The organism is Campylobacter sp. TJR-1 (assembly GCF_032840035.1).
Classification (GTDB): Bacteria; Campylobacterota; Campylobacteria; order Campylobacterales; family Campylobacteraceae; genus Campylobacter; species Campylobacter fetus.
The window spans coordinates 250426-273408 of record NZ_JAWIZX010000003.1 but is presented as its reverse complement, the minus strand read 5'-3'; the positions used below and the strand labels follow the sequence as shown (position 1 = coordinate 273408).

The following is a 22983-nucleotide window of genomic DNA, read 5'->3' as shown; positions in this document are numbered from 1 at the left end:
AGCGGAATTTTTACTTCGCTCCAAATTCACCCTTAAAATATAATTAAAAATTATTTTTATTTATAATGATTGATTTTTAACTATAATTAACTAAATTTAAAGTATAAAATTTGTATAATCTGCAAATTTAATTACGGAAAACAAATTTTGTCTAAATTTGAAATATTCAAATCTACTATCCCAGTTATGATGGGATATATCCCGCTTGGTTTAGCCTTCGGATTTTATGGAGTTGGCAGCGGTTTGCCGATCTGGGTTATGAGTCTTACTAGTATCGTTGTTTATGCAGGAAGCGTCGAGTTTTTACTTGTAGCTTTTATCGTATCTGGATCATCTTTGAGTAGCGTTTTTTTCATATCCTTTCTTTTAAATTTTAGACATTTTTTTTATACTATGGCTATGCTTAATGAGATAAAATCTTTAAAAAATCGTATATATTTTATCTACGCTTTGACTGATGAAACTTTTGCTATACTAAAATCACGAAAACAAAATAGTGATGAAAACAGAAATTTAATTTTTAATATGACGGCTTTACTAAATCAAAGCTACTGGATTTTTGGAGTCAATCTAGGCGCTATACTTGGTTCAAGCTTAAATGTATCTTACAAAGGGATTGATTTTAGTCTTAGTGCTTTGTTTGCTATATTAACTTATCAAGTTTTTAAAAATAATCCAAATAAAAGTGTCTTATTTTTAGGTATTGGATGTTCTATAATAGGGCTTTTTATATTTCCACAGCAGTATTTTTTATTTGGCACTCTTATATTTGCAGTGGTGATTTTATTGCTTTTTAAGAGGTATTTTTGATGGAGTATTTGCCGTATATTTTGTTAGCCGGTTTTGCTACTATTCTTACTAGATTTTTGCCTTATTGGTTGTTTAAAAAACGCTCAGATAATAAAACTTTGTTGTATTTGCAGCAGACTACTACTTTGATCATAATGATTGTTTTACTATTTTATGCTCTTAGAAGTATGGAGTTTTCTACGTTTAATTTAGGTTTTAGTGCTATATTTTGTCTATTTTTGGTATTTGCTTTACAAATTTGGAAGAAGAATTCTTTAATTAGTATAATGGTTCCTACTATAATTTATATGATCATTATAAGGTTTGTTTGATAAATTTAAAGCACGTAAAAAGATATCAGATAATATTTTTTAGAAATTTTTAAGCTTAAAGTAACATTATGTTATTCAATTAAAATAAATTTATTAAAATAATTAAGATAAATCGTTGTAAAATTACAAAGACAAAAAATTTATTTTATAAATTTATCTTATTATCAAGGAGAAGTTATGGTTGAGCACAAACTCTTAAATACCATACAAGATAGACTAGACTCTTTATCAAAGATGCCTAAAATCAAAAAAAATAGCTCAATAGCCCAAGCGCTTAAAGAAAACGGCTTTACCCGTAGAGACTTTATGAAATGGGCTGGAGCTATGACGGCACTTATGGCTCTTCCGGCTAGTTTTGCTCCGGTTGTTGCAAAAGCAGCTGAGCTTGCAGATAGACTTCCGGTTATTTGGTTGCATATGGCAGAATGTACAGGATGTAGTGAGAGTCTTTTAAGGACAGATGCTCCAACTATAGATAGTTTGATATTTGATTATATCAGCCTTGAGTATCATGAGACCGTTATGGCTGCTTCTGGATGGCAAGCTGAAGAGAATCTTGAAAATGCCATAGAGAAATATAAAGGAAAATATGTTTTAATGGTAGAAGGCGGAATACCAGATGGAGATAGCTCGTTTTATCTAACAGTTGGACCAAAAGGCACTACTGGAAGAGAGCACGCTATACATGCTAGTGATAATGCTTTGGCGATATTTGCTATTGGTACCTGTTCGAGTTTTGGAGGCATACAAGCAGCAAGACCAAACCCAACAAATGCAAGACCGCTTCATAAAATTACAAACAAACCTGTTATAAATGTGCCCGGTTGTCCGCCAAGCGAGAAAAATATCGTAGGAAATGTTTTAAATTTCTTACTATTTGGAACGCTTCCTGCGCTTGATGTATATAATCGTCCAAAATGGGCTTACGGTCTTAGAATCCATGATCTTTGCGAGAGGCGCGGTCATTTTGATGCTGGAGAGTTTGTACAAGAATTTGGCGATGATGGTGCAAAAAATGGTTATTGTTTATACAAAGTAGGCTGCAAAGGACCATATACATTTAATAACTGCTCACGCGAAAGATTTAATCAACATACAAGCTGGCCTATTCAAGCAGGTCATGGTTGTATAGGTTGTTCCGAGCCTGATTTTTGGGATAAAATGGGACCTTTTGAAAAGCCTCTTGGAGATAGATTATACGAAACGGTATTTGAGGGACTTGGAGCAGACGCTATAACTGATAAAATAGGTATAGGTGTATTAGCTATAACAGGAGTTGCTATAGCGGCTCACGCTTTGATATCAACAGCTACAAAAGATAAGGAGTAATACATGAGCGAGCAAAGAATAGTAGTAGATCCAATAACAAGAATCGAAGGACACCTTAGAATTGAAGTTGTTGTTGATGATAATAGTGTCGTAAAAGAAGCTTATAGCGGCTCAACTCTTTGGAGAGGTATTGAAACTATAGTAAAAGGCAGAGATCCAAGAGACGCCGGATTTATGACTCAAAGAATTTGTGGTGTTTGTACATTTTCACACTATAGAGCAGGAATTGAAGCTGTTGAAAATGCTCTTGGTATAGTTCCTCCTTTAAATGCAAAATTAACTAGAACACTTATGAATGCGGCTCTGTTTTTACACGATCATCCCGTACATTTTTATCAACTCCACGCGCTTGATTATGTTGATGTAGTTAGCGCTCTTAGTGCAGATCCTAAAAAAGCTAGCGAAGAGGCGTTTAAATATAGCGAATATCCTTACGCTTGCGGCGCCGATCAACTAAAATTAGTTCAAGATAAAGTTAAAAAATTTGTTGAAAAAGGAAATCTCGGACCGTTTGCGAATGCTTACTGGGGACATTCTACTTATAAATTTACTCCAGAGCAAAATCTTATAGCTCTTAGTCACTATTTGGAGTGTTTAAGACTCCAAAGAACAATAGCGCAAGCTATGGCCGTATTTGGTGCGAAACAACCTCACCCGCAAAGTTTAACAGTAGGCGGCGTGACTTGTATTATGGATTTACAAGATCCTGCAAGACTTGGCGAATATATGGTTAAGTTTCAAGAGATGGCTGATTTTATAAATCGTGCTTATTACGCTGATTTGGTTATGGCTGCTAAAGCGTATGCGCGAGAGCCAAGCGTTTTAAATGATGTAGGAACTCCAAATTTAATTACTTATACAGATTTTCAATTAGGAGCAAATGAGTATCTATTTGAAGGTGGATATATACTAAATGGAGATGTTAGTAAGGTTTATGAAGTAGATGAAAATAAGATAACTGAAGAAGCTACGAGATCATGGTATAAAAATGATGCTCCACTTCATCCTTACGATGGACAAACAGAGCCGAATTATACCGGATTTAAAGATGCTCAAACTATGAATGCTAAAGGTGAGATGGAAGATACTAAGGTATTTGATATCGCAGGAAAGTATAGCTGGATTAAAGCTCCAAGATATGATTCTGTGCCTATGCAAGTAGGACCTATAGCAAATATCGTTATAAACTACGCAAAAGGAAATAAAAACGTAGTTCCAGTAGTAGATAAATTCTTAAAAGACACCGGGCTTCCTTTATCTGCAGTATTTTCTACTTTAGGAAGGACGGCATGCCGTATGATAGAAGCTACTATAGTAGCTAATAACGCACTAAAAGCATTTAATAATTTGATTGAAAATCTAAAAGTAGATCAATCAACTTGCGCCAAATATGTTATTGATAATAATAAAGAGTACAAAGGAAGATTTATAGGAAATGTTCCTAGAGGTATGCTTAGCCATTGGTGTAGAATTAAAAATGGCGTTATCGAAAATTGGCAAGCAGTTGTTCCTTCAACTTGGAATGCAAGTCCAAAAGATAGTAAAGGACAAATGGCAAGTTACGAGGCGTGTTTAGTAGGTCTTAAAATAGCTGATTTAAAACAGCCTTTAGAGATCATTCGCAAAATTCACTCTTATGATCCTTGTATCGCTTGTGCTGTTCATGTTATGGATACTAAAGGTAATAAGTTAAGCGAATATAAAGTTAATCCAAATTTGATTTAAAGGAGCGAATATGAAAGAGAGTAAAAAACATATCGCCGAATATGAGTTTTCTATAGGACTTAGAGTAACACACTGGATAAGAGCTATATGCGTCACCATACTTATAGTCAGCGGATTTTATCTGGCTTATGTGTTTGTTAGTCCTGCTATAACTAGCGAGCCTACAAATTTTATGAATGCTAAATGGCGTGCAGTTCATCAAATAGTCGGATTTATACTTATAGGCTGCTTTATTTTTAAAGTTTATCTATTTTTCTTCGATAGACAAAGTAAAATAGAAAGAGTCAGCGTGAAGGATTTTTTAAGCCCAAAAATTTGGATAGCTCAGATAAAATATTATCTATTTTTAGGTAAGCATCCACATCTGCACGGTACTTATAATCCTCTGCAATTTATAGCATATATAATGTTTTATATAATATTACTTGTAGTGTGTTTAACTGGACTTGTACTATATGCTCATGTTTATCATAACGGTCTTGGAGGTCTTATTTACGAGCCTATGAGAGTTGTTGAGTCATGGATGGGCGGATTGGCTAATGTTCGTTTGATACATCATATATCTATGTGGGCTATAATGGTGTTTGTAGTAGTTCATGTTTATATGGCTGTATTTAATGCTATAAAAGGCAAAGATGGAGCAATTGACGCCATTATAAGCGGTTATAAATTTCCAAAAGAGCAATAAGCATATGCGTGTGCTTATTTTAGGTATTGGTAATGTAATGTTCGCCGATGAGGGTATCGGCGTTCATTTTACAAAAATGATAGAAAAAAACTTCAAATTTAGTTCTTCTAAACATAGCCTAGACTTTGTAGATGGAGGAACTTTAGCAAATCTTCTAAGTCCGATTATCGCAAAATATGATTATGTTATTGTTGTTGATTGCATTGATGCCGATAACGGTGATATCGGAGATGTGTATTTTTTTGATTTTGATGATATGCCAAAAAGTATAAACTGGTCCGGTTCTGCTCACGAAGTAGAGATGCTTCAGACGCTAGAAATGATGGATTTGATAGGTGATAGACCGCAAACTAAGATACTCGGCGTTATCCCAAAAAGGATAGAACCTATGAGTTTTGAGCTTAGCAACGAGGTAAAAGCTAGCTCATGCACTATGGAAAAAGTTATTTTAAAACATTTAAAAGAGCTTGGATTTGATTATGAAAAAGTTGCGGATTTTACCGTTCAAACTATTGCAGATGAATGGAAAAAGGAGCAATTTTGATACTTCATTTTGAGTTTAAATTTAATAATAATCAAAAAACTTTAGCTTTTTTTCTTGAGTATTGGGCTAAAAAAAGTGGTTTGGATTATTCTATGACATTTAAAAATGATGATATAAATTTATATATAAATGGTGATGAACAATCTCTTAGCAAATTTAATGATGAGTTTATAATTATGGTTCCTCACTCTGTATTTTTGCAAAATAGTTCTGTAAAAATAGAAGATGAAATGCCTAAAAATAGTGATTTAAAGTTTGATTTTTCATTAGAAAATATTACTCCGCTTAGTTTAAAAGACGGTATAAATGAGTTTGGTTTTAGTAGCGATGAGAGTCTTATAAATGAGGCTGTCTCTGAGATAAATGCCGGAAAAAGCTTCATTTATGATGGATATGAGATATCTAAATTTGATAATTTTGATTGTAGCTATCTGCTATCTACCGGATTAAAAACAGCCCCAAAAGTTTTTGTTTGCGATGAAAAATCTTTGATAGCTTTAGCCAGTTTTGAAAAACCAGTCGTAAGTTTAAAATTAAATGCTCTTTTTAGAACAAATCACAAAGATGCGCCTATGTATTTTGATCTTCGTTCGGCGTGGGATCTGAATATTTATAAAATTTGCGATATCTTAAACAAGCAAGGAATTAACTTTTTAAAAGTAAAATCTACCAAAGACGATTTTAAAATTTCAGTGCTTGATGATAGTTTTTTAGTACTTAAAAATAGTAAGTTTTTGCAACAAGGCGACCTTGATTTTATACATTCAAGAACCGATAAAAACTTAGCTTTATTTGGGCTCGTGTTAAAAGAGTATGATCTTTTAAATAAAAGTGTTTGCAGAATATTTTTAAGCAAACATAGTACTGATTTTATCAAGGTTTATAAAGGCGAAGATGAGTTTAATCTTTTAAATTTAAAAGCTCCGGAAAGTTTTGATGAAATTTATGTGAAAATTGCTTCATTTGAAGGCGGTGAAAGGCTTTTAGATAATTATAAAGCTAGCTACTCTTTACCATCAGGAGATATAAATTTAGCTAATAATTTTTACTCAATTTTTATGATTGTAGATAAAATTCTGGGTTTTAACGGTATGATTTTCGACTACGCCAGGGATTTTGGCGGTCAAAAGGGAGTTAGGATTGATTATAAAATGTCAAGCAAAGATGAGTTTGATTGGATAAGACTTATAAGATCTGCTATGAGTTTTAAATTAGCTGGAGCTGAGCCTAAAAATATATCATTTGGTTGCTTTGAAAGCTTAGCGCTTTTCTTAAGTGATTTTGGAGATATCATAAAAGATGAATTTGAGTGTGCAAATATGCTATTAACCGGCTCACTTTTTGAAAATAAAGTTATTGCAAATCTTACGTTAAAATACTCAAACTCAAACTATAAAACTTGTTTTAGCGGATACTATCCACTTGAAATCACTTAAAATTGAAATTTATGGGCTGGTTCAAGGTGTAGGATTTCGCCCGTTTATCTACTATCTTGCTAAAAAATTTGGTATTTTTGGTAGAGTTTTTAATGATTCCCAGGGAGTTAAGATTCAAATTTATGCAGATGATGAGGCTTGCGATAAGTTTTGTAAGGCTATTTTTGATGAGCTTCCTCCACTCGCAAGAATCGATGATTTTAAAGTAACTGGGTGCAGTTTTAAATTTGATGATTTTAAGATTATAGAGTCTAAACAAGCCCTAAAAACAGCTCCTATTTTACCTGATTTTGCTATATGCGATGAGTGTAAACGCGAATTTTATGATAAAGATGATAGGCGTTTTCATCATCCATTTATTAATTGTACGAATTGCGGTCCTAGATTTTCTATCATAAAATCTTTACCATATGATCGTAAAAATACGACTATGAGTAGTTTTGCGATGTGTGATGAGTGTAAAAACGAGTATAGCAATCCGTATAATCGTCGTTATCATGCTCAGCCTATCTCATGCAAAACTTGTGGTCCAAAAGTTAGTTTTAAGAATATTGATGGTATCGTTTTAGCTAATGATGAAGAAGCGATAAGACTGTGCGCAAATGAGTTAAAAAGCGGTAAGATTATAGCTATAAAAGGTATCGGCGGATTTCATTTGGTTTGTGACGCTACAAATCAAAAAGCTATAAGTAGTCTAAGAGAACGTAAAAATCGCCCTGATAAACCATTTGCCATTATGTGTAAAGATATACAAATGGCTTCTTTAGTGGCGTATATAAATGAGTTTGAAAAAGATGCTCTTACCTCAAATATAAAACCTATTATTTTACTTAAAAGTAAAGAAATTTTGCCTGCAAATCTAGCTTTGAATTTAAAAAAAATCGGCATATTTCTACCTCCGACATCGCTTCACTTGCTGCTTTTTGAATATATTGATTTTCCTATTATCGCAACTAGTGCAAATATAAGCGGTGAGCCGATAATAATTGATTTTGAAAGTATTTCCAAAAAGCTTATAAAAGTTTGCGATGGCGCACTTGATAATGATCGAGACATTCTAAATCCGAGCGATGATAGTATAGCTTTTGTATATCAGTCATATCTTGCTTGGTTACGCACTTCAAGAGGTATAAAACCAAAGATAATACACTCTAAATTTGATAAAAAAGGGTGTTTTTTGGCTATAGGAAGTGAGTTGAAAAATCAATTTGCTATTTATAAAGACGGATTGATATTTAGTTCTGCTTATATAGGCGATTTAAAAAATAAAGCTACTTTTGACAGATTTTTGATGGTGCTTGATATGTTTGTGCGTACTTATGAGTTTAAATTTGAGTTTGTAATCGCAGATAAACATCCGTATTTTTTACATACTAAGCATTTTGCGAAGCAGGGTTTTACCGTGCATAAAGTGCAACATCATTACGCCCACACTCTTTGCGTTATGTTAGAAAACGATATCACGGACAGCGTTTTGGGATTTGGTTTTGATGGTACGGGTTATGGTGATGATTCTCATATTTGGGGCGGCGAGGTTTTTATTTGTGATACTAAAAACTATGAAAGAGTAGCTAAATTTGATGATTTTGATCTTATAGGTGGAGATAATGCTATCAAAAATATATACTATTTAACTTATTCTATTTTGTGTAAATATAATATAGATGCTCCTAAATTTTACTCCAAATTTGAACAAAATCAGCTTTTAAATTTAGATAAAGTTATGAAAAGTGGTATAAATATAATTAAAACTAGCTCTCTTGGAAGAATTTTTGATGCATTTGCATGTTTAGTTTTAGGTATAAATAAGGTTAGCTATGATGCGCAAGCGGCTATGGAGTTAGAAAGTTTATATGATGATACTATTGATATTTCATATGATTTTTGTATAAATGATGGAATTATCAGCTATAAAGAGCCATTTTTACGAGCTTTAAGCGACTCTCCTAGTGTTGCGGCGACTGGATTTATAAACGGTATAGCTAATCTTATTTTAGAATTAGCCGAGCTTTATAAAAAGCCAGTTGTGCTTGGAGGCGGAGTTTTTCAAAATGAAGCTCTGCTAAAACGCGTAATTCTAAATTTAAATAAAAATAGTATATTTTTTTATCTGCCAAAAGATGAGCCTGTTAATGATTCTAGTATAGCTATGGGGCAGATTTATTTTGGTTTAAAATTTTTGGGTTATAATGCAAATAATTTAAAAACATAAAAAAGGGTAAAAGATGGAACAAGAAGATAAAATAATTAGGTTTAGCGTGTCTCTACCCGAGCATCTGTTAGATGAACTAGATGATATGATCAAAGATCGCAACTATGCTAGTAGGAGCGAATTCACAAGAGATTTGATCAGAGAGAAAATCGTTAAGTATAGTTGGCTTAATGATAATGAGGATTTAGTAGGTGTTCTTACCATCATTTATGATCATCATCAAGGAGAACTTATGGGTAGAAAAATGGCTATAGAACATGATTCTATGGTAAATATAGTCTGCACTAATCATATCCATATGGACCATCATAACTGCCTTGAAACTATGGTTTTAAAAGGTATTGCTAGAGATATTGAAGAGTTTAGTAATAATATCTCAGGACTAAAAGGCGTAAAATTCGCAAAACTTGTTAAAGCAGCGGTACCTAAATATTAATAAATAAATTTAAAAGGAAAAATATGTGTAAAGATTGCGGTTGTAGTATGGGAAACCATGCTCATTCACACGAACATACTCATAATGGTCTCACTCATACTCATTCACATGAGCATATAGGTGAACATACTCATGATCACCACGCCCATCCAGCTTTAAATGAGAAAAAAACAGTTGAAGTTATAGAAAAAATTTTAAAAGAAAATGATCACGAAGCAGAGCATAATAGATCTCACCTTGATGAACATGGAATACTTTGTATAAATTTAATGAGTAGTCCAGGAGCAGGAAAAACAACTCTTCTAGAGGCAACTATAAAAAACGGTGATTTTAAAATCGGTGTTGTTGAGGGTGATCTAGAAACTAATCAAGACGCCAATAGAATACTAAAAGCTGGAGCAAAAGCTCATCAGATAACAACCGGTCAGACTTGTCATTTGGATGCTTTTATGGTTCATGAAGGTCTTCATCATCTACCTTTAAGCGAGCTTGATCTTGTATTTATAGAAAATGTTGGAAATTTAGTTTGTCCGGCTAGTTATGATGTCGGAGCTCATATAAATGCAGTTTTATTAAGTGTTCCTGAAGGCGGCGATAAAGTAACAAAATATCCGGTGATGTTTAGAGCCGCAGATGTTCTTATAATAACAAAAACAGGGCTTTTAGAACATTTTGACTTTGATATCGGTGAGGTAAAAAAAGATGCTAGAAAGCTAAATCCAAAAGTTGATATCATAGAAGTAGATAGCAGAACAGGCGCTGGAATTGAGCAATGGATAAATTATATTAAGATGAAAAAGGAATTTAGATAATGTGTCTAAGCATACCTTCAAAAGTAGTGCAAATCGATGAAAATAATTTTGCCATAGTAGAGACTCTTGGAGTTAGGCGCGGTGTTAGTTTGGATCTTATAAGCGAACCTGTAAATATAGGGGATTATGTTCTTATACATGTAGGATTTGCTATGGAAAAGATAGATACCAAATATGCGCTTGAGAGTTTAAAAATATATGAAGATATCGTGCGTCAGATGAAAGATGAAGAAATAGACCTTTATGAGGGCGATATGGGATTGCAAAGTAGGGCTTAATGGATTTAATAAACGATTTTAGAGATAAAGATAAAATTTTAGCTATTAGCAAACTCATACAAAAACAGAGTAAAAAACCATTTAATATAATGGAAATTTGCGGTGGTCATACTCATAGCATAATGAAATTCGCAATTCCTCAGTTAGTAGGAGAGCATATAAATTTTGTTCATGGTCCAGGCTGTCCCGTGTGCGTAATGCCTAAAAGTAGGATAGATGAAGCTATAAAATTAGCTAGTATGAATGGCGTGATATTCTGCACTTTAGCAGATATGTTAAGAGTTCCGGGAAGTAAAAGTTCGCTTTTAAAACTAAGAGGTGAAGGACACGATATAAGAGCGTTGTATTCTCCGCTTGATGCTATTAAAATAGCTCAGGAAAATACTGATAAAAACGTTATATTTTTTGCTATCGGATTTGAAACAACCACTCCTATGAGCGCTGTTTTAGTGGAAAAAGCTGTAAGTTTAAATTTGCAAAATATATTTTTTCATATAAATCACGTAACTGTTCCTACTCCAGTAAGAGCCATAATGAGCGATGAAAATGTAAAAATAGACGCATTTTTAGGACCAAGCCATGTAAGCGTTATAACAGGAAGCGCTATTTATGAGAGTTTAGCTAATGAGTTTAAAACGCCTATCGCTGTTAGCGGATTTGAACCGCTTGATATTATGGATAGTATATTAAATTTGGTAAAACAACAAAATGCAGGCACGTATGAAGTATATAATCAATATGCAAGAGTTGTTAGCAAAGATGGAAATTTAAAAGCTAAAGAGTTGATAAATAGATATTTTGAGCCATGTGATTTTGAGTGGAGAGGACTCGGCAATATAAATAAAAGCGGAATGAAACTTAAAGATGAGTTTTCAAATTTAGATGCTAGAGTTGTTTTTGATTGCAGTGTTGATAGTGCGGGTGAAAATAGAGCCTGTATATGCGGCGAGATACTTAGAGGGCGAGCTAAACCTTATGATTGCAAAGTTTTTGGTAAAGTTTGCAATCCTCAAAATCCAATAGGTAGCTGTATGGTTAGTGGCGAAGGAGCATGCGCAGCATACTATAAATATGCTAAAAGGGCTTGATATGGATAAGATAATGTTAAGTCATGGTGGCGGCGGAGAAGAGATGAATGAGCTTATAAACGGGCTTATTTTCAAAATTTTTAATAATGATATTTTAAAAGACAGCAATGATAGTGCTATTTTAAATTTAAATAATAAAGTGGCTTTTAGCACGGATAGTTTTGTGGTAACTCCTATAAAATTTAAAGGTGGAGATATCGGTAAAATAGCAGTTTGCGGCACAGTAAATGACTTAGCTATGGTAGGCGCTAGCGCAAAATACCTAAGCTGTTCTCTTATACTTGAAGAGGGATTTGGCTTGGATGAGTTAAAAGATATCTTGAACTCTATAAAGAAAACTGCCGATGAAGCGGGCGTGAGCATAGTGTGCGGCGATACAAAAGTAGTTCCTAAAGGGAGTTGTGATAAGATATTTATAAATACGACGGGGATCGGCGAAATTATAACAGATCAAATAGAAGTAAAAAATTTAGAGGTTTGCGCTAAGATACTTTTAAGCGGAGACATAGGAAGACATGGGGCGGTTATACTAGCTAGCAGAGAGGAGTTAGCTCTTACAAGCGAGTTAGAAAGCGATTGTAAAGTACTAAAAAGTGTTGTTTTAGAGCTTTTAAACTCAGGCATAAAACCTTTTTGTATGCGCGACGCGACAAGAGGAGGATTGTCGGCTGTTTTAAACGAATGGGCTAATTTTAAAAATTATGAAATTAAAATTTATGAAGAAAAAATAGCTTTAAGCGATGAAGTCGTCGGTATTTGTGAGTTACTGGGATTTGAAGCGTATGAGCTAGCAAATGAAGGAACATTCGTTTTGGCAGTAGATCCTAAAGATGAGCAAAAAGCCTTAGAGGTATTAAGAAAATATGATAAAAATGCAAACATTATAGGTGAAGTTGTAAGTGATAAAAGAGCTGGAGTTTTGCTAGAAAATAGTTATGGCGGAAATAGATATTTAGAGCCCCCAAAAGGCGAATTGTTACCTAGAATTTGTTAAAAAGGATAATTTTATGCATGAGTTAGCTATAGTTCAAGATTTATTTAAGCTTTGTGAGACAAATGCTATGAAAAACAATGCGCAAAAAATCATGAAAGTAGAGATCCAAGTAGGCAGGTTAAGCGGTGTCGAACCTCACTATTTAGAGAGTGCATTTGACGCTTTTAAAGTTAATACTATTTGCAGCTCGGCAAAACTTATTATAAATACGCAAGATGTGGTTGTAAGATGTTTGGAGTGCGGTTTTGAGAGTATTTTGCTGGATAATAATTTTGTATGTTCAAAATGCGGCTCAAACAATCTTGAAGTTATATCTGGAGAAGATATGTATCTTATGCGTCTTGAAATGGAGTAGGGCGATTATTGAAATAGTATAAAAGGTAGTTCAAGAGTATTTTTTATAATATTATATGGTGTTTTTATGATATCAGTTACCACTTGAGTCTCAAATTTAGGCTCGTCAAGCGTTCCTCGTACCTTTATAACCGTTGATATGGTTTTGTCTTTCCCAAGAAATATATGACTGACGACCGGAATTTTGCTTATGATAGAGCTAGCGTCTTTTAGTAGTTTTAACTGAAAAGTCATATTAATATCTTTTGTTTTTAGATCTATTGTACCGTTTCCGGTTATATCAGCACTACTTCCGCTAAGATCGATAGCTTTTATGGTGAGTAAATTATCATCTCTTTGAACTAACATAATTCCGTTATTTACAGTAAATCCTTTGTCGTTGAAATCAGGAACTTTAAATATCAGTAATGAAGGGATAGAGTCAAGAAAGCTCAAAAATTGTTGGTAGAACTTATAATTGCTTAAATAAGTATTACTTACTTTTATTTTGCTTTTAAATTTAGTAAAGCCTTCTCCGTTTAATCTAACAGTGAAATTTCCGTCTTTAAATCCGTCTAATCCTAAAAAATCATTGACAAAAGAAGCGTCTAAGCCATCGCCTTCTATTTTTACACTATTTTTTTGCTTGTTTAGTTTTACTTCTCCGTTATCGAATGATCCGTCGAAATTTAGTTCGTTATTGTTTATATTTCCGCTAAATTTAGTAAAATTTAGAGTTCTATTTAAATCCATTATTATAATTGAAGAGTTTTTTGCGGCGAAATTCAGGTTTTTTTCATACTCTTTTTTGGATGAATTTGCATCAACTAATAATTTTAGATTATTTAAATTTAAATTTATATCCGAGTCTGTTATACTCATTTTCAAATGATCACTTTTGCTTATTACATCTATATTTTTATTTATTAAAATTTTAAAATGATCTTCGTCGTATGGGTTGTTTTGTAAATTTAAAAACGGTAAATCAAACTTTGCACTACTAAAATCAACATCAAATTTAGAAAAATCAGGAGTTTGTATAAGCAGATCGCCATCCACAATACTTAATTTCTCCATAAGCGGCGAATACTGTTTTAGTTCTTTTAAATTTTTAACCTTTATTTGGTTATTTTTTGCTATATTTATAGATAAATTTAGTTTGTCGGCTGTTATATTTAGATCTTTATTATAATCCAAATTTATAGTATCGTTTATATCTGAAGCCGCAAAAATTCTACACTCATTTATACACAATTTGTTAAATTTAGCATCAAATTTAGCTTTTTTTAAATTTGCATCAAGCTCTCCGTCTACGTTTGCGTCAAATATATTATTCATCAAATTTGAGTTTTTAAATTTAATTACGTTGTCTTTTAAATATATATTTGCATATTTAGTATAAAAATCAGCTCCTCCGATATCTATATTTGCATCTTTTAGCATAAACTCGCCGTTGCTTGAGATGGAAAACGGATCAAAAACTATATCGAGAGTTAAGTTGCTATCTAGATTTCCGCTTTTTTGAGAAACAGGAAAATCTATGCCATATGCTTTTAAAATAGCGTGTATATCATTATCTAAAAATGAATTTGTCGTTATATTTACACTCATATTCGAGTTTTTTCCTATTATATTTCTTATCACGACAGAACTTCCATCTAGCGGTTTTTCCATGTATGTCGGTTTTTCAAGATGAAAAAACAGACTATCATTTTTTAGCTCCGCATATGCTAAATTAGACTTTACGGGGGTTATATTTTCATGAAATTTAATGGATAAATCTTTCGCAACTGCTTTGGCGTATAGTTCATTTGGATAAAAATCAAAATTTTTTAAGTTTAGTTTTCCGTGCAGCGAATATAAAGTATATTCTTTTGCTATGATATATCCATAAATCCAGTTTTTGATCTCTGTGTGAAGATCTGTTTTTTCAGCTAGATTATCTATAAATTTTTCGATACTATTTGCATTTACATTTGAAATATTATAATCCAATATATTATTTTTTAGATTTAAACCTATATCTCCAGATAACTCATATGATCTGAATTTACCGCCAAAATAGTATCTGTTGTCATATAAATCTGCTACTAAATTTCCATTTATCGTTATATTGAAATCTTTAAGCGACAGTTCGCTTACATTTGCTATTAATACTTTATTTTTATTTTCTATTTGGGTATTTATGGTAAGATAAGGCGTATTGACATAAAATATATTGTCTTTATATAATAATGTTGAATTTATATCTTGATAAGAGATATTTTCTATATTTATCTCTTTAAAAAGTCTGCCTAGCCAGATTGCGTTATCTGCGATATCTAAAAGCTCTTTGCTGCTAGATTGTTCGCTTTTTTTGTTATAAATTTCAATATTTTTTATATTTACAATTAGTTTTTTATCTAATTTTATATATAATTTTTCTATTCGCAGTAGTTCGGAGTCGAAGCTATCTATGCGAATACCATTTATTAAAGTTAAAATTAAGGCAATTATAATGGTTATTGAAAATATTAAAAAAAAACGAGCTTTTTTAATAATTTGTGAAATAGCGCTCATACTTTTCCTAAGTCTGTTTGCAACGCTCGCTAGACCTATTGATACTAGTAAGGTTGTGTATCTTCCTAATGGAAGCGTTGGCGAAATTATATCGTATTTAGATAAGCGCAATTTTAATGTTAATAAATTTGATAAATATATTTTAGTTTTTATGGGATTTCCGCAGTCTGGCTGGATAGAAATAGGTCAAAATAGACTTAGCAAATTTGATTTTTTGTATAAATTAACAACCGCAAAAGCCGCTATGGTAGATATAACCCTGATTCCCGGTGAGACAACTTTGTATTTTTTAAAAGATATCGCAAATGAATTAAATTTAGATTACAATCGTTTAACTCATGAGTATAATAAACAATCCCCCATCAAAGAGGGTTACCTTGTTCCAGATACTTATAAAATTCCAGTAGGTATAAGCGAAAAACATCTAATTTATTATTTGATAAATTCATCAAAACGTTATCATGAGCATATAAGCAATAAAATATTTGGCGAGTGGGATGAAAAAAAATGGTTTAATTTTCTTGTTATAGCTTCTGTGATACAAAAAGAGGCTGCCGATGCAGAAGAGATGCCTATCGTCTCTTCAGTCATTTATAACAGACTCAAAAAAGGTATGAAGTTGCAGATGGACGGTACGTTAAATTATGGATTATATTCGCATGAAAAAGTAACTGCGGAACGTATTAGAAAAGATAATACTAGGTATAATACGTATATTCATAGCGGATTGCCGCTAACTGCTGTTTGTAACGTATCTTTAGATGCTATAAAAGCGGCAATTTTTCCTAGAAAAACTGATTTTTTATATTTTGTAAGAAATCCAAAAACCGGAAAACATACGTTTTCTAAGAGCTATGAAAATCATGTAAATGAGATTAAAAAGGCAAAATAATATCTCGGTTTCGTCTTTTTAATTGAGTATTTATTAATACTGATTTTATTTAAATTTGAATATAATCAAAAATTTAAAATAAATTAAAAAGTAGGCAGATGGAAGCTTTTTTATTAGCAGAGTATATAGGTATAGCCTCTGCTGCTTTGAGCGGATTTTTGTTTGGTATAAAAAGAGGCTGTGACTGGCTTGGCGTATTTCTCGCAGCGTTTTTAACGGCTCTAGGCGGCGGACTTATGAGAGATGTTATAGTTGGACGTCCGGCTTATTCATTTACGCACCATATGCCGGTTTTAATTGTGATAGGAGTGATGTTTATAGCTATATTTCTTAAATTTCACCGCGAAAATAGAAACGATCTTGAGAAAAAATTTATATTTATAATGACCGACGCCGTTGATGTGATAAGCTTTTCTATAGTTGGAGCTATAGTTTCGCTCGAGTATGGACTAAACGTATTTGGCGTTGTTATGGTGGCTTTTTGCAACGGTGTTGGCGGTGGTATTTTAAGAGACGTACTTTTAAATGAAGTTCCTTGGTTTTTAAAAACCGGGCTTTATGGAACTATTAGCATGAGCATAGGCTTGATCTATTATTTTATGAGTTTATACGGTCTTACTAATATATATTGGATAATGGCTCTGTTCGCCTTAGGTGTTATTTTTAGACTCTGTGCTTACTACAGAAAATGGAATTTGCCGCAAATTTATTATAAGGAGTAGTTATGTTGATGGGAAATTATGCTAGAGTTGATTTAGGATTTAAAAAAGGTAAGGGCGCTATTTTATGGAGTCTTGACGGAAAAGATTATGTAGATTTTGGAAGTGGTATTGGGGTATGTTCGCTTGGTCATAGTAATAAAAAATTAGCAAAAACTATAAAAAATCAAGCAAAAACACTTCTGCATACTTCAAATATATATAAAATAAAACCTCAAGAAAAGCTTGCTGATAAGATGTGCGATCTACTTGGAGAGCCGTACTATCTATTTTTTGCAAATTCCGGAGCTGAAGCAAACGAGTGTGCTATAAAATTAGCTAGAAAGTACGGAAATTCATTTGAAGAGAAGAAATACGAAATCATAACTCTTGGCAACTCATTTCACGGCAGAACAATTGCTACGCTCAAGCTTACCGGACAAGAAAAATTTCATTCAAAGGATTTCGCTCCGTATCCAGATGCTTTTAAATTTTTTAATACTATAGATGAAATTATAGAAAATCTTAATGATAAAACAGTTGCTGTTATGGTCGAGCTTGTACAAGGCGAGGGCGGTATAAATCCTCTAAATATAGCCGAAATACAAAAATTAGCTCAAATTTTAAAAGAGCGAAATATACTATTTATCACAGATGAAGTTCAATGCGGAGTATATAGAACTGGTGAGTTTGTAACTAGTCAAATTTATGGCGTAACTCCAGATATCATAACTTTTGCAAAAGGTCTTGGAGGCGGCGTTAGTATAGGAGCGTGCGCTAGTAAAAAAGATATTTTTAAAGCCGGAGATCATGGAAGTACGTTTGGTGGAAATTTTTTAGCGATGAGCGCCGGGATCACCGTTTTAAAAGAGATGAAAAAACTTAAAAAAAGCGGAAAATTAGACGAAGCCATAAAAGAGTTCAAAAATAATTTAGATGAGCTTGTTAGCAACTATAGCGATGTTTTTAGAAGCAGAGTAGGACTAGGTCTTATGCAAGGACTTATATTAAAAAATCCTGAAAATTTAGCATCAGTGTTCAATAAAGCCTTAGAAAAAAGGGTTCTTGTGCTAAAATCCGGTAAAGATACATTGAGGTTTTTACCGCCTTTAAATATCAGTAAAAAAGAGATAAAAAAAGGTTTTAAAAGATTAAAAAATGCCTTAAACGAACTAAATTTGGAAAGATAAATGAAGCTTTTAACACATAATTTAAACGGTAAAGATATCTTAGCAGTATTAGGTGCCGATGGCAGCGTAATAGATATATCTAAAGCAAATATATATAAAAAAGATATGAATGAACTCATTCTTACTTTAAATAATGATGAAAAAACAAGATTAGAGAGTTTAAGTCATGAAATAGGCGGTATAAAATATGAAAATACGGTAAAAAGATCTCCTATAATTTTTCCTTTGCAAGATATAATCTGTCTTGGTATAAATTTTATGGAGCATGCTGTAGAGTCTTATAAATTTAAAAAAATTGAGTTTGATGGAAAAAGAGAGTATCCGGTTTATTTTTCAAAAAGAGCAAACGAGATAGTAGGAGACGGCGGTTTTATAGAGTCCCATAACGATATAACCAGTACTCTTGATTATGAAGTTGAATTAGCAGCCATAGTCGGCAAAGACGCTAAAAACATAAGTCCGGATGAAGTAAATAAATATATATTTGGTTATACTATTTTAAACGATATCAGTTCAAGAGATATACAAAATAGATATAAGCAATGGTACTATGGCAAAAGTCTTGATGGGGCAACTCTTATGGGTCCTTGGATAGTGACTGATTTAGATGTTGCAAATTTGAAAATAGAATCTCGTATAAATGGAGAACTTCGTCAAAGTTCAAATACTAATAAAATGATATTTGATATAAATTATGTTTTAAGCGATCTTAGTAAGGGAATGACAATAAAAGCCGGCAGCATAATATCTTTAGGCACTCCGAGCGGTGTAGGTATGGGATTTACTCCGCCAAAATACTTAAAGACTCAAGATATGGTTGAATGTTATATAGAAGGTATCGGAACTTTAACTAATATTGTAAAATAGAGTGTAAAATAATTTTAATTTTATTAAAAATTATTTATAATTAAGCATTAAAAAAACTAAAAAAAGGAAAATTATGGCAGATGAAGCTAAAACAACAGAGGGCGGAAGTAAAAAAAGTCCGGTAGTTCTTATAGCTATCGTTGGAGTTCTTGTATTTTTACTTATTATCGGTGCTTTAGTAGCATTTATGTTAGTAGGAAGCAGTTCTGAGCAAAAAATGGAAGCAAATCAAGCTCCAAACAGCACCCAACAGCAAGCAGCTCCGAGTCCAAAGCAGCGTTCAAATGACTTTTTTAATGTTGGTCCAATGTATCCTATGGATCAGTTTTTAGTAAATTTACTTAGCGAAAGCGGTTCTAGATTTCTAAAAACTACTTTAAATTTAGAGCTTAGCGAACAGACTTTAAGTCCTGAAATAGATAAGAAAAAACCTCTTATTAGAGATATTATCATAAGAACTTTATCTTCAAAAACTTATGAAGATGTTAGTACTTCAAAAGGTAAAGAGCGTTTGAAAGATGAGTTGGTAACTAAGATAAATGAGATACTAAGAGACGGATATATAAAAAATGTATATTTTACTGATTTTATCGTACAATGATAGGTATAGATATAGTCAAAATAGACAGAGTAACATCTGCTAAATCTAAATTTAAAAGTAAATTTATATATAAGTTTTTGCTATCTAGTGAAGTTGCTTTAGTCAAAAACGATGCAAGCTTAGCAGGTATTTGGGCAGCTAAAGAGGCTGCTAGCAAAGCTTTGGGTTGCGGAATTGGTGCTGAACTTAGCTTTTTAGATATTGAAATTTATAAAGATAAAAAAGGCGCACCGAAGCTAAAGTTTAACGAAAATATAGTAAAAAAGTTTAATATAAAAAATACAAGTTTAAGTATCACGCACGATGGCGGATTTGCCATCGCAGCCGTGATAGTAGAAAATTAATCATACAATGTAGTTGATAGATATCTCTCTCCAGTATCGCAAAGTATGGTTACTATCGTTCTACCGTGGTTTTCAGCTCTTTTTGCCACTTCTTTTGCAGCATATACATTTGCACCGCTAGAAACTCCGACTAAAAGACCTTCATTTTGAGCTAATGCTTTTGCCGTAGCTATAGCATCTTCATTCGATACGGTAAAAAACTCATCGATAACGTCTCTGTTCAAATTTTTTGGGATAAAGTTTGCACCTATACCTTGTATGGCGTGAGGTCCTGCTTCTCCTTTGCTTAAAAGAGGTGATTTCTCAGGTTCTACTGCTATAATCTTTACGTTAGGATTTTTTGCTCTTAATACCTCTGCTATACCGCTTACCGTGCCGCCTGTGCCAAATCCAGCTACAAGTATATCTACCTTGCCGTTGGTATCGTTTAGTATTTCTATTGCGGTTGTGTTTTTGTGCATAGCAGGATTTGCTGGATTGTCAAATTGACTTGGGATGAAGCTATTTTCGGTTTCGTTGGCTATTTTTATAGCTTCATTAACAGCTCCTTGCATACCGTATTTAGGATCTGTTAATACAAGATTCGCACCGAATGCTTTTAGCAGTTTTTGACGCTCTAAACTCATTGAGCTTGGCATAGTTAGTATCATTTTAAGTCCTAATTGAGCGCAGACCATAGCTAGACCAACACCTGTATTCCCACTAGTAGGTTCGATGATAACGCTATTTTTGTTTATCTTTCCTTCGCTCATACCTACTCTTATCATATTAAGAGCTATTCTATCTTTTACTGAATGGCTTGGGTTTAAAAACTCACATTTTGCTAAAATAGTTGCATCATTTCCAAATTTATTTATTCTAACTAACGGAGTATTGCCAATAAGCTCAGTTACATTGTTTGCAATTTTCATTAATTTCTCCTTAAATCACATAGTTCAAATATTTTTTAGCTTGACTTTGATACTCTTTAAAGCTGCTTAGCGGTTTTGAAAAAAGTTCTGTGAGTTTTTCATTATACTCTTTAAAAAATAGATTATATGAACTATGTTCTACATTTAAAGAAGTTAGCCCAAAATCATTTTCTAAAGCATAAAAAATATCGTAAAAAGTTATCTCATCTAAAGTTTTATTTAAAAAGTAACCACCCTTAAGCCCTTTTATACTACTTACAAAACCGGCATTTCTTAGGGTGTTTAAAACTTGTTCTAAATAGTTTTTTGATACACCTATATTTTGAGATATGTCTTTAAGAGAGACCGGATTTTTTTGGTCTCCTTTTGATATTTCAAACATTGACATTAGCCCATACACGCCTTTAGTACTTAGTAAGCTCATTGCATCGCCTCTTTTAAATCATTGATCAGATCATCGGCATTTTCAAGACCTATGCTAAGTCTGATAAGTCCCTCGCTTACTCCAGCATCTTCAAGCTCTTTTTTGCTTAGCTGCTGATGAGTAGTGCTAGCAGGATGTGTTATTATTGATTTGCTATCGCCTATATTTACAACTACGCTAAATATTTTTACGTTATTTAGTATTTTTGCAGCAGTTTTGCCATCTCCTACATCAAAACTAAGCAATCCACTAGCAAGACCGTCTGTGAAATTTGCTTTTACGTATGAGTTTAACTTCGAGCTAGCAAGACCTGGATAATTTACGCTTTTTACTTTTGGATGCTTTTCTAAAAACTCAGCTACTTTAAGCGCATTTTTTGAATGCTCTTTTATCCTTATGCTAAGAGTTTCTAAACCCTGTATAAGTTGAAATGCGTTAAATGCCGAAAGAGTAGCTCCTATATCTCTTAATAGACTTAATCTTATTCTTAACGTAAATAGATCAAACATTCCTTTTAAATCCGAATAAACAAGTCCATGATAACTCTCATCTGGAGTGTTGAAATGAGCATATCTCGGATTGCCTACTAACTTATCGTTTAATCCGTCTCTGCTTGCTATTGCCCCGGCTACGCTTAAACCTTGACCACTTATGTATTTGCTAGCACTATGGACTACTACGTCAACGCCTTTTTTTAACGGATTGAATAAAATAGGTGTCGCAACCGTATTATCGGCTATCGTTATCACATTGTGGCGATTTGCTATTTGTACTATTTTATCTACATTTGAAATAGCGATTTGAGGATTTGAAAGAGTTTCAAAAAATATAGCTTTTGTTTTATCATCTATAAGTGCTTCTAAGTCATCGGCATTATCTGAATCAAATATCTTTGCTTTTATACCAAATCTTTTTATAGTATGAGTTAAAAGAGTTGTAGCTCCTCCGTAAATTTTTTGTGCCACTATGATATTATCCCCAGCTTCTGCGAGGTTAGCTATAGAGTAAAATATCGCTGCTTGACCGCTAGAAGTGCTTATAGCTGCTTTTGCGCCTTCTAGAGCTGCTATTCTAGCTTCAAATACGTCTAGTGTAGGGTTTGTTAAACGAGAGTAAATTTGGCCAAGCTCTTTTAAAGCAAATCTATTTGCCGCAGTTTCACAACTACCAAAATCATATGCCGTACTCTGGTAAATCGGCACAGCCATTGTACCGTGTCCATCTTTTGAGTTATAGCCAAAGTGTGTTGCTAGGGTTTCTTTTTGCATACAAAAATCCTTTTAAATTTTATTTGATATTTTAATTTTATCAAAAAATTTTACTAATGTCAAGCATATAAGTATAAATTATATATGTTTTATTATGAATCTTATTATATCGCTATTAAATTATTTATTTACTAATATAGTATCTATTTATAATATCTATATGGTATATTATTTATATTGACAAATATCAACAGAAATAGTATTAAATTTTTCTACAATTTCAAAATGCACCA

Annotated in this window: 24 protein-coding genes; 20 read left to right on the top strand and 4 right to left on the bottom strand. The window is 32.8% G+C overall.

Annotated elements, in window-relative coordinates:
* Positions 1-147 precede the first annotated feature (147 nt).
* The 14 genes from RVY88_RS04740 to RVY88_RS04675 all read left to right on the top strand — a co-directional run bounded on the left by RVY88_RS04740 (position 148) and on the right by RVY88_RS04675 (position 13018).
* On the top strand, positions 148-810 hold the full coding sequence (locus RVY88_RS04740; protein WP_162167471.1) for an AzlC family ABC transporter permease: 663 nt from the start codon (positions 148-150) through the stop codon (positions 808-810).
* A complete protein-coding gene (locus tag RVY88_RS04735; RefSeq protein WP_002849474.1) occupies positions 810-1121 on the top strand; it encodes a branched-chain amino acid transporter permease in 312 nt (103 codons plus the stop codon). The genes RVY88_RS04740 and RVY88_RS04735 overlap by 1 nt, the downstream gene beginning before the upstream one ends.
* Before the next feature lie 177 nt (positions 1122-1298).
* On the top strand, positions 1299-2450 hold the full coding sequence (locus RVY88_RS04730) for a hydrogenase small subunit (protein WP_011732009.1): 1152 nt from the start codon (positions 1299-1301) through the stop codon (positions 2448-2450).
* 3 nt (positions 2451-2453) lie between these two features.
* Positions 2454-4175: a nickel-dependent hydrogenase large subunit gene (locus RVY88_RS04725; protein ID WP_162167470.1), complete on the top strand. Its 1722-nt coding sequence runs from the start codon at positions 2454-2456 to the stop codon at positions 4173-4175.
* A gap of 10 nt (positions 4176-4185) precedes the next feature.
* Entirely contained in the window at positions 4186-4863 is a 678-nt protein-coding gene (gene cybH, locus RVY88_RS04720) for a Ni/Fe-hydrogenase, b-type cytochrome subunit (RefSeq protein WP_162167469.1), read from the top strand.
* Between the two features lie 4 nt (positions 4864-4867).
* Entirely contained in the window at positions 4868-5407 is a 540-nt protein-coding gene (locus RVY88_RS04715) for a HyaD/HybD family hydrogenase maturation endopeptidase (RefSeq protein ID WP_002849469.1), read from the top strand.
* Positions 5404-6843, top strand: coding sequence for a hypothetical protein (locus RVY88_RS04710; protein ID WP_162167468.1), 1440 nt, complete (start codon positions 5404-5406; stop codon positions 6841-6843). Before RVY88_RS04715 ends, RVY88_RS04710 begins: the two co-directional genes overlap by 4 nt.
* On the top strand, positions 6830-9055 hold the full coding sequence (gene hypF, locus RVY88_RS04705; RefSeq protein ID WP_162167467.1) for a carbamoyltransferase HypF: 2226 nt from the start codon (positions 6830-6832) through the stop codon (positions 9053-9055). Before RVY88_RS04710 ends, hypF begins: the two co-directional genes overlap by 14 nt.
* A 13-nt stretch (positions 9056-9068) precedes the next feature.
* On the top strand, positions 9069-9491 hold the full coding sequence (gene nikR, locus RVY88_RS04700) for a nickel-responsive transcriptional regulator NikR (protein WP_011732006.1): 423 nt from the start codon (positions 9069-9071) through the stop codon (positions 9489-9491).
* Between the two features lie 23 nt (positions 9492-9514).
* Entirely contained in the window at positions 9515-10303 is a 789-nt protein-coding gene (gene hypB / locus RVY88_RS04695) for a hydrogenase nickel incorporation protein HypB (protein ID WP_002849465.1), read from the top strand.
* Complete coding sequence (locus RVY88_RS04690) at positions 10303-10581, top strand: HypC/HybG/HupF family hydrogenase formation chaperone (RefSeq protein ID WP_002849464.1); 279 nt, start codon at positions 10303-10305, stop codon at positions 10579-10581. The genes hypB and RVY88_RS04690 overlap by 1 nt, the downstream gene beginning before the upstream one ends.
* The gene (gene hypD / locus RVY88_RS04685; protein WP_162167466.1) at positions 10581-11669 is read left to right on the top strand and encodes a hydrogenase formation protein HypD; all 1089 of its coding nucleotides are present in this window, start codon (positions 10581-10583) and stop codon (positions 11667-11669) included. Before RVY88_RS04690 ends, hypD begins: the two co-directional genes overlap by 1 nt.
* A 1-nt stretch (position 11670) precedes the next feature.
* On the top strand, positions 11671-12663 hold the full coding sequence (gene hypE, locus RVY88_RS04680; RefSeq protein WP_024305511.1) for a hydrogenase expression/formation protein HypE: 993 nt from the start codon (positions 11671-11673) through the stop codon (positions 12661-12663).
* Positions 12664-12676: 13 nt separating this feature from the next.
* Positions 12677-13018 (top strand): hydrogenase maturation nickel metallochaperone HypA, encoded by a 342-nt coding sequence (locus RVY88_RS04675; RefSeq protein WP_002849461.1) that lies wholly within the window; start codon positions 12677-12679, stop codon positions 13016-13018.
* Between the two features lie 5 nt (positions 13019-13023).
* Here the strand turns inward: RVY88_RS04675 and RVY88_RS04670 are convergent, their stop codons facing one another.
* Positions 13024-15555 (bottom strand): AsmA-like C-terminal domain-containing protein, encoded by a 2532-nt coding sequence (locus RVY88_RS04670; RefSeq protein WP_162167465.1) that lies wholly within the window; start codon positions 15553-15555, stop codon positions 13024-13026.
* On the opposite strand from RVY88_RS04670, the gene mltG reads away from it, so the two are divergent.
* The 6 genes from mltG to acpS all read left to right on the top strand — a co-directional run bounded on the left by mltG (position 15452) and on the right by acpS (position 20147).
* Positions 15452-16447, top strand: a complete 996-nt coding sequence (mltG, locus tag RVY88_RS04665; protein ID WP_410494532.1) for an endolytic transglycosylase MltG — start codon at positions 15452-15454, stop codon at positions 16445-16447. The two genes, RVY88_RS04670 and mltG, sit on opposite strands and share 104 nt — an antisense overlap.
* Positions 16448-16545: 98 nt before the next feature.
* The gene (locus RVY88_RS04660; RefSeq protein WP_010399559.1) at positions 16546-17169 is read left to right on the top strand and encodes a trimeric intracellular cation channel family protein; all 624 of its coding nucleotides are present in this window, start codon (positions 16546-16548) and stop codon (positions 17167-17169) included.
* Positions 17170-17171: 2 nt separating this feature from the next.
* A complete protein-coding gene (locus RVY88_RS04655; RefSeq protein WP_011732003.1) occupies positions 17172-18335 on the top strand; it encodes an aspartate aminotransferase family protein in 1164 nt (387 codons plus the stop codon).
* Positions 18336-19202, top strand: a complete 867-nt coding sequence (locus RVY88_RS04650) for a fumarylacetoacetate hydrolase family protein (RefSeq protein ID WP_002849451.1) — start codon at positions 18336-18338, stop codon at positions 19200-19202. It abuts the gene before it with no gap.
* Between the two features lie 73 nt (positions 19203-19275).
* On the top strand, positions 19276-19803 hold the full coding sequence (gene fliL, locus RVY88_RS04645; RefSeq protein ID WP_002849449.1) for a flagellar basal body-associated protein FliL: 528 nt from the start codon (positions 19276-19278) through the stop codon (positions 19801-19803).
* Positions 19800-20147 carry a holo-ACP synthase gene (gene acpS / locus RVY88_RS04640; protein ID WP_002849445.1) on the top strand — a complete coding sequence of 116 codons (348 nt, stop codon included), beginning with the start codon at positions 19800-19802 and terminating at the stop codon, positions 20145-20147. The genes fliL and acpS overlap by 4 nt, the downstream gene beginning before the upstream one ends.
* Here acpS and cysK read toward each other — a convergent pair.
* Genes cysK through RVY88_RS04625 form a run of 3 tightly spaced genes read right to left on the bottom strand, consistent with a single transcriptional unit; the run spans position 20144 to position 22750 of the window.
* Entirely contained in the window at positions 20144-21058 is a 915-nt protein-coding gene (gene cysK, locus RVY88_RS04635) for a cysteine synthase A (RefSeq protein ID WP_162167463.1), read from the bottom strand. The genes acpS and cysK overlap by 4 nt on opposite strands.
* Positions 21059-21068: 10 nt before the next feature.
* Positions 21069-21482 carry an RrF2 family transcriptional regulator gene (locus tag RVY88_RS04630; RefSeq protein WP_023385119.1) on the bottom strand — a complete coding sequence of 138 codons (414 nt, stop codon included), beginning with the start codon at positions 21480-21482 and terminating at the stop codon, positions 21069-21071.
* Positions 21479-22750 (bottom strand): O-acetylhomoserine aminocarboxypropyltransferase/cysteine synthase family protein, encoded by a 1272-nt coding sequence (locus RVY88_RS04625; protein WP_002849439.1) that lies wholly within the window; start codon positions 22748-22750, stop codon positions 21479-21481. The genes RVY88_RS04630 and RVY88_RS04625 overlap by 4 nt, the downstream gene beginning before the upstream one ends.
* Positions 22751-22983: the final 233 nt, after the last annotated feature.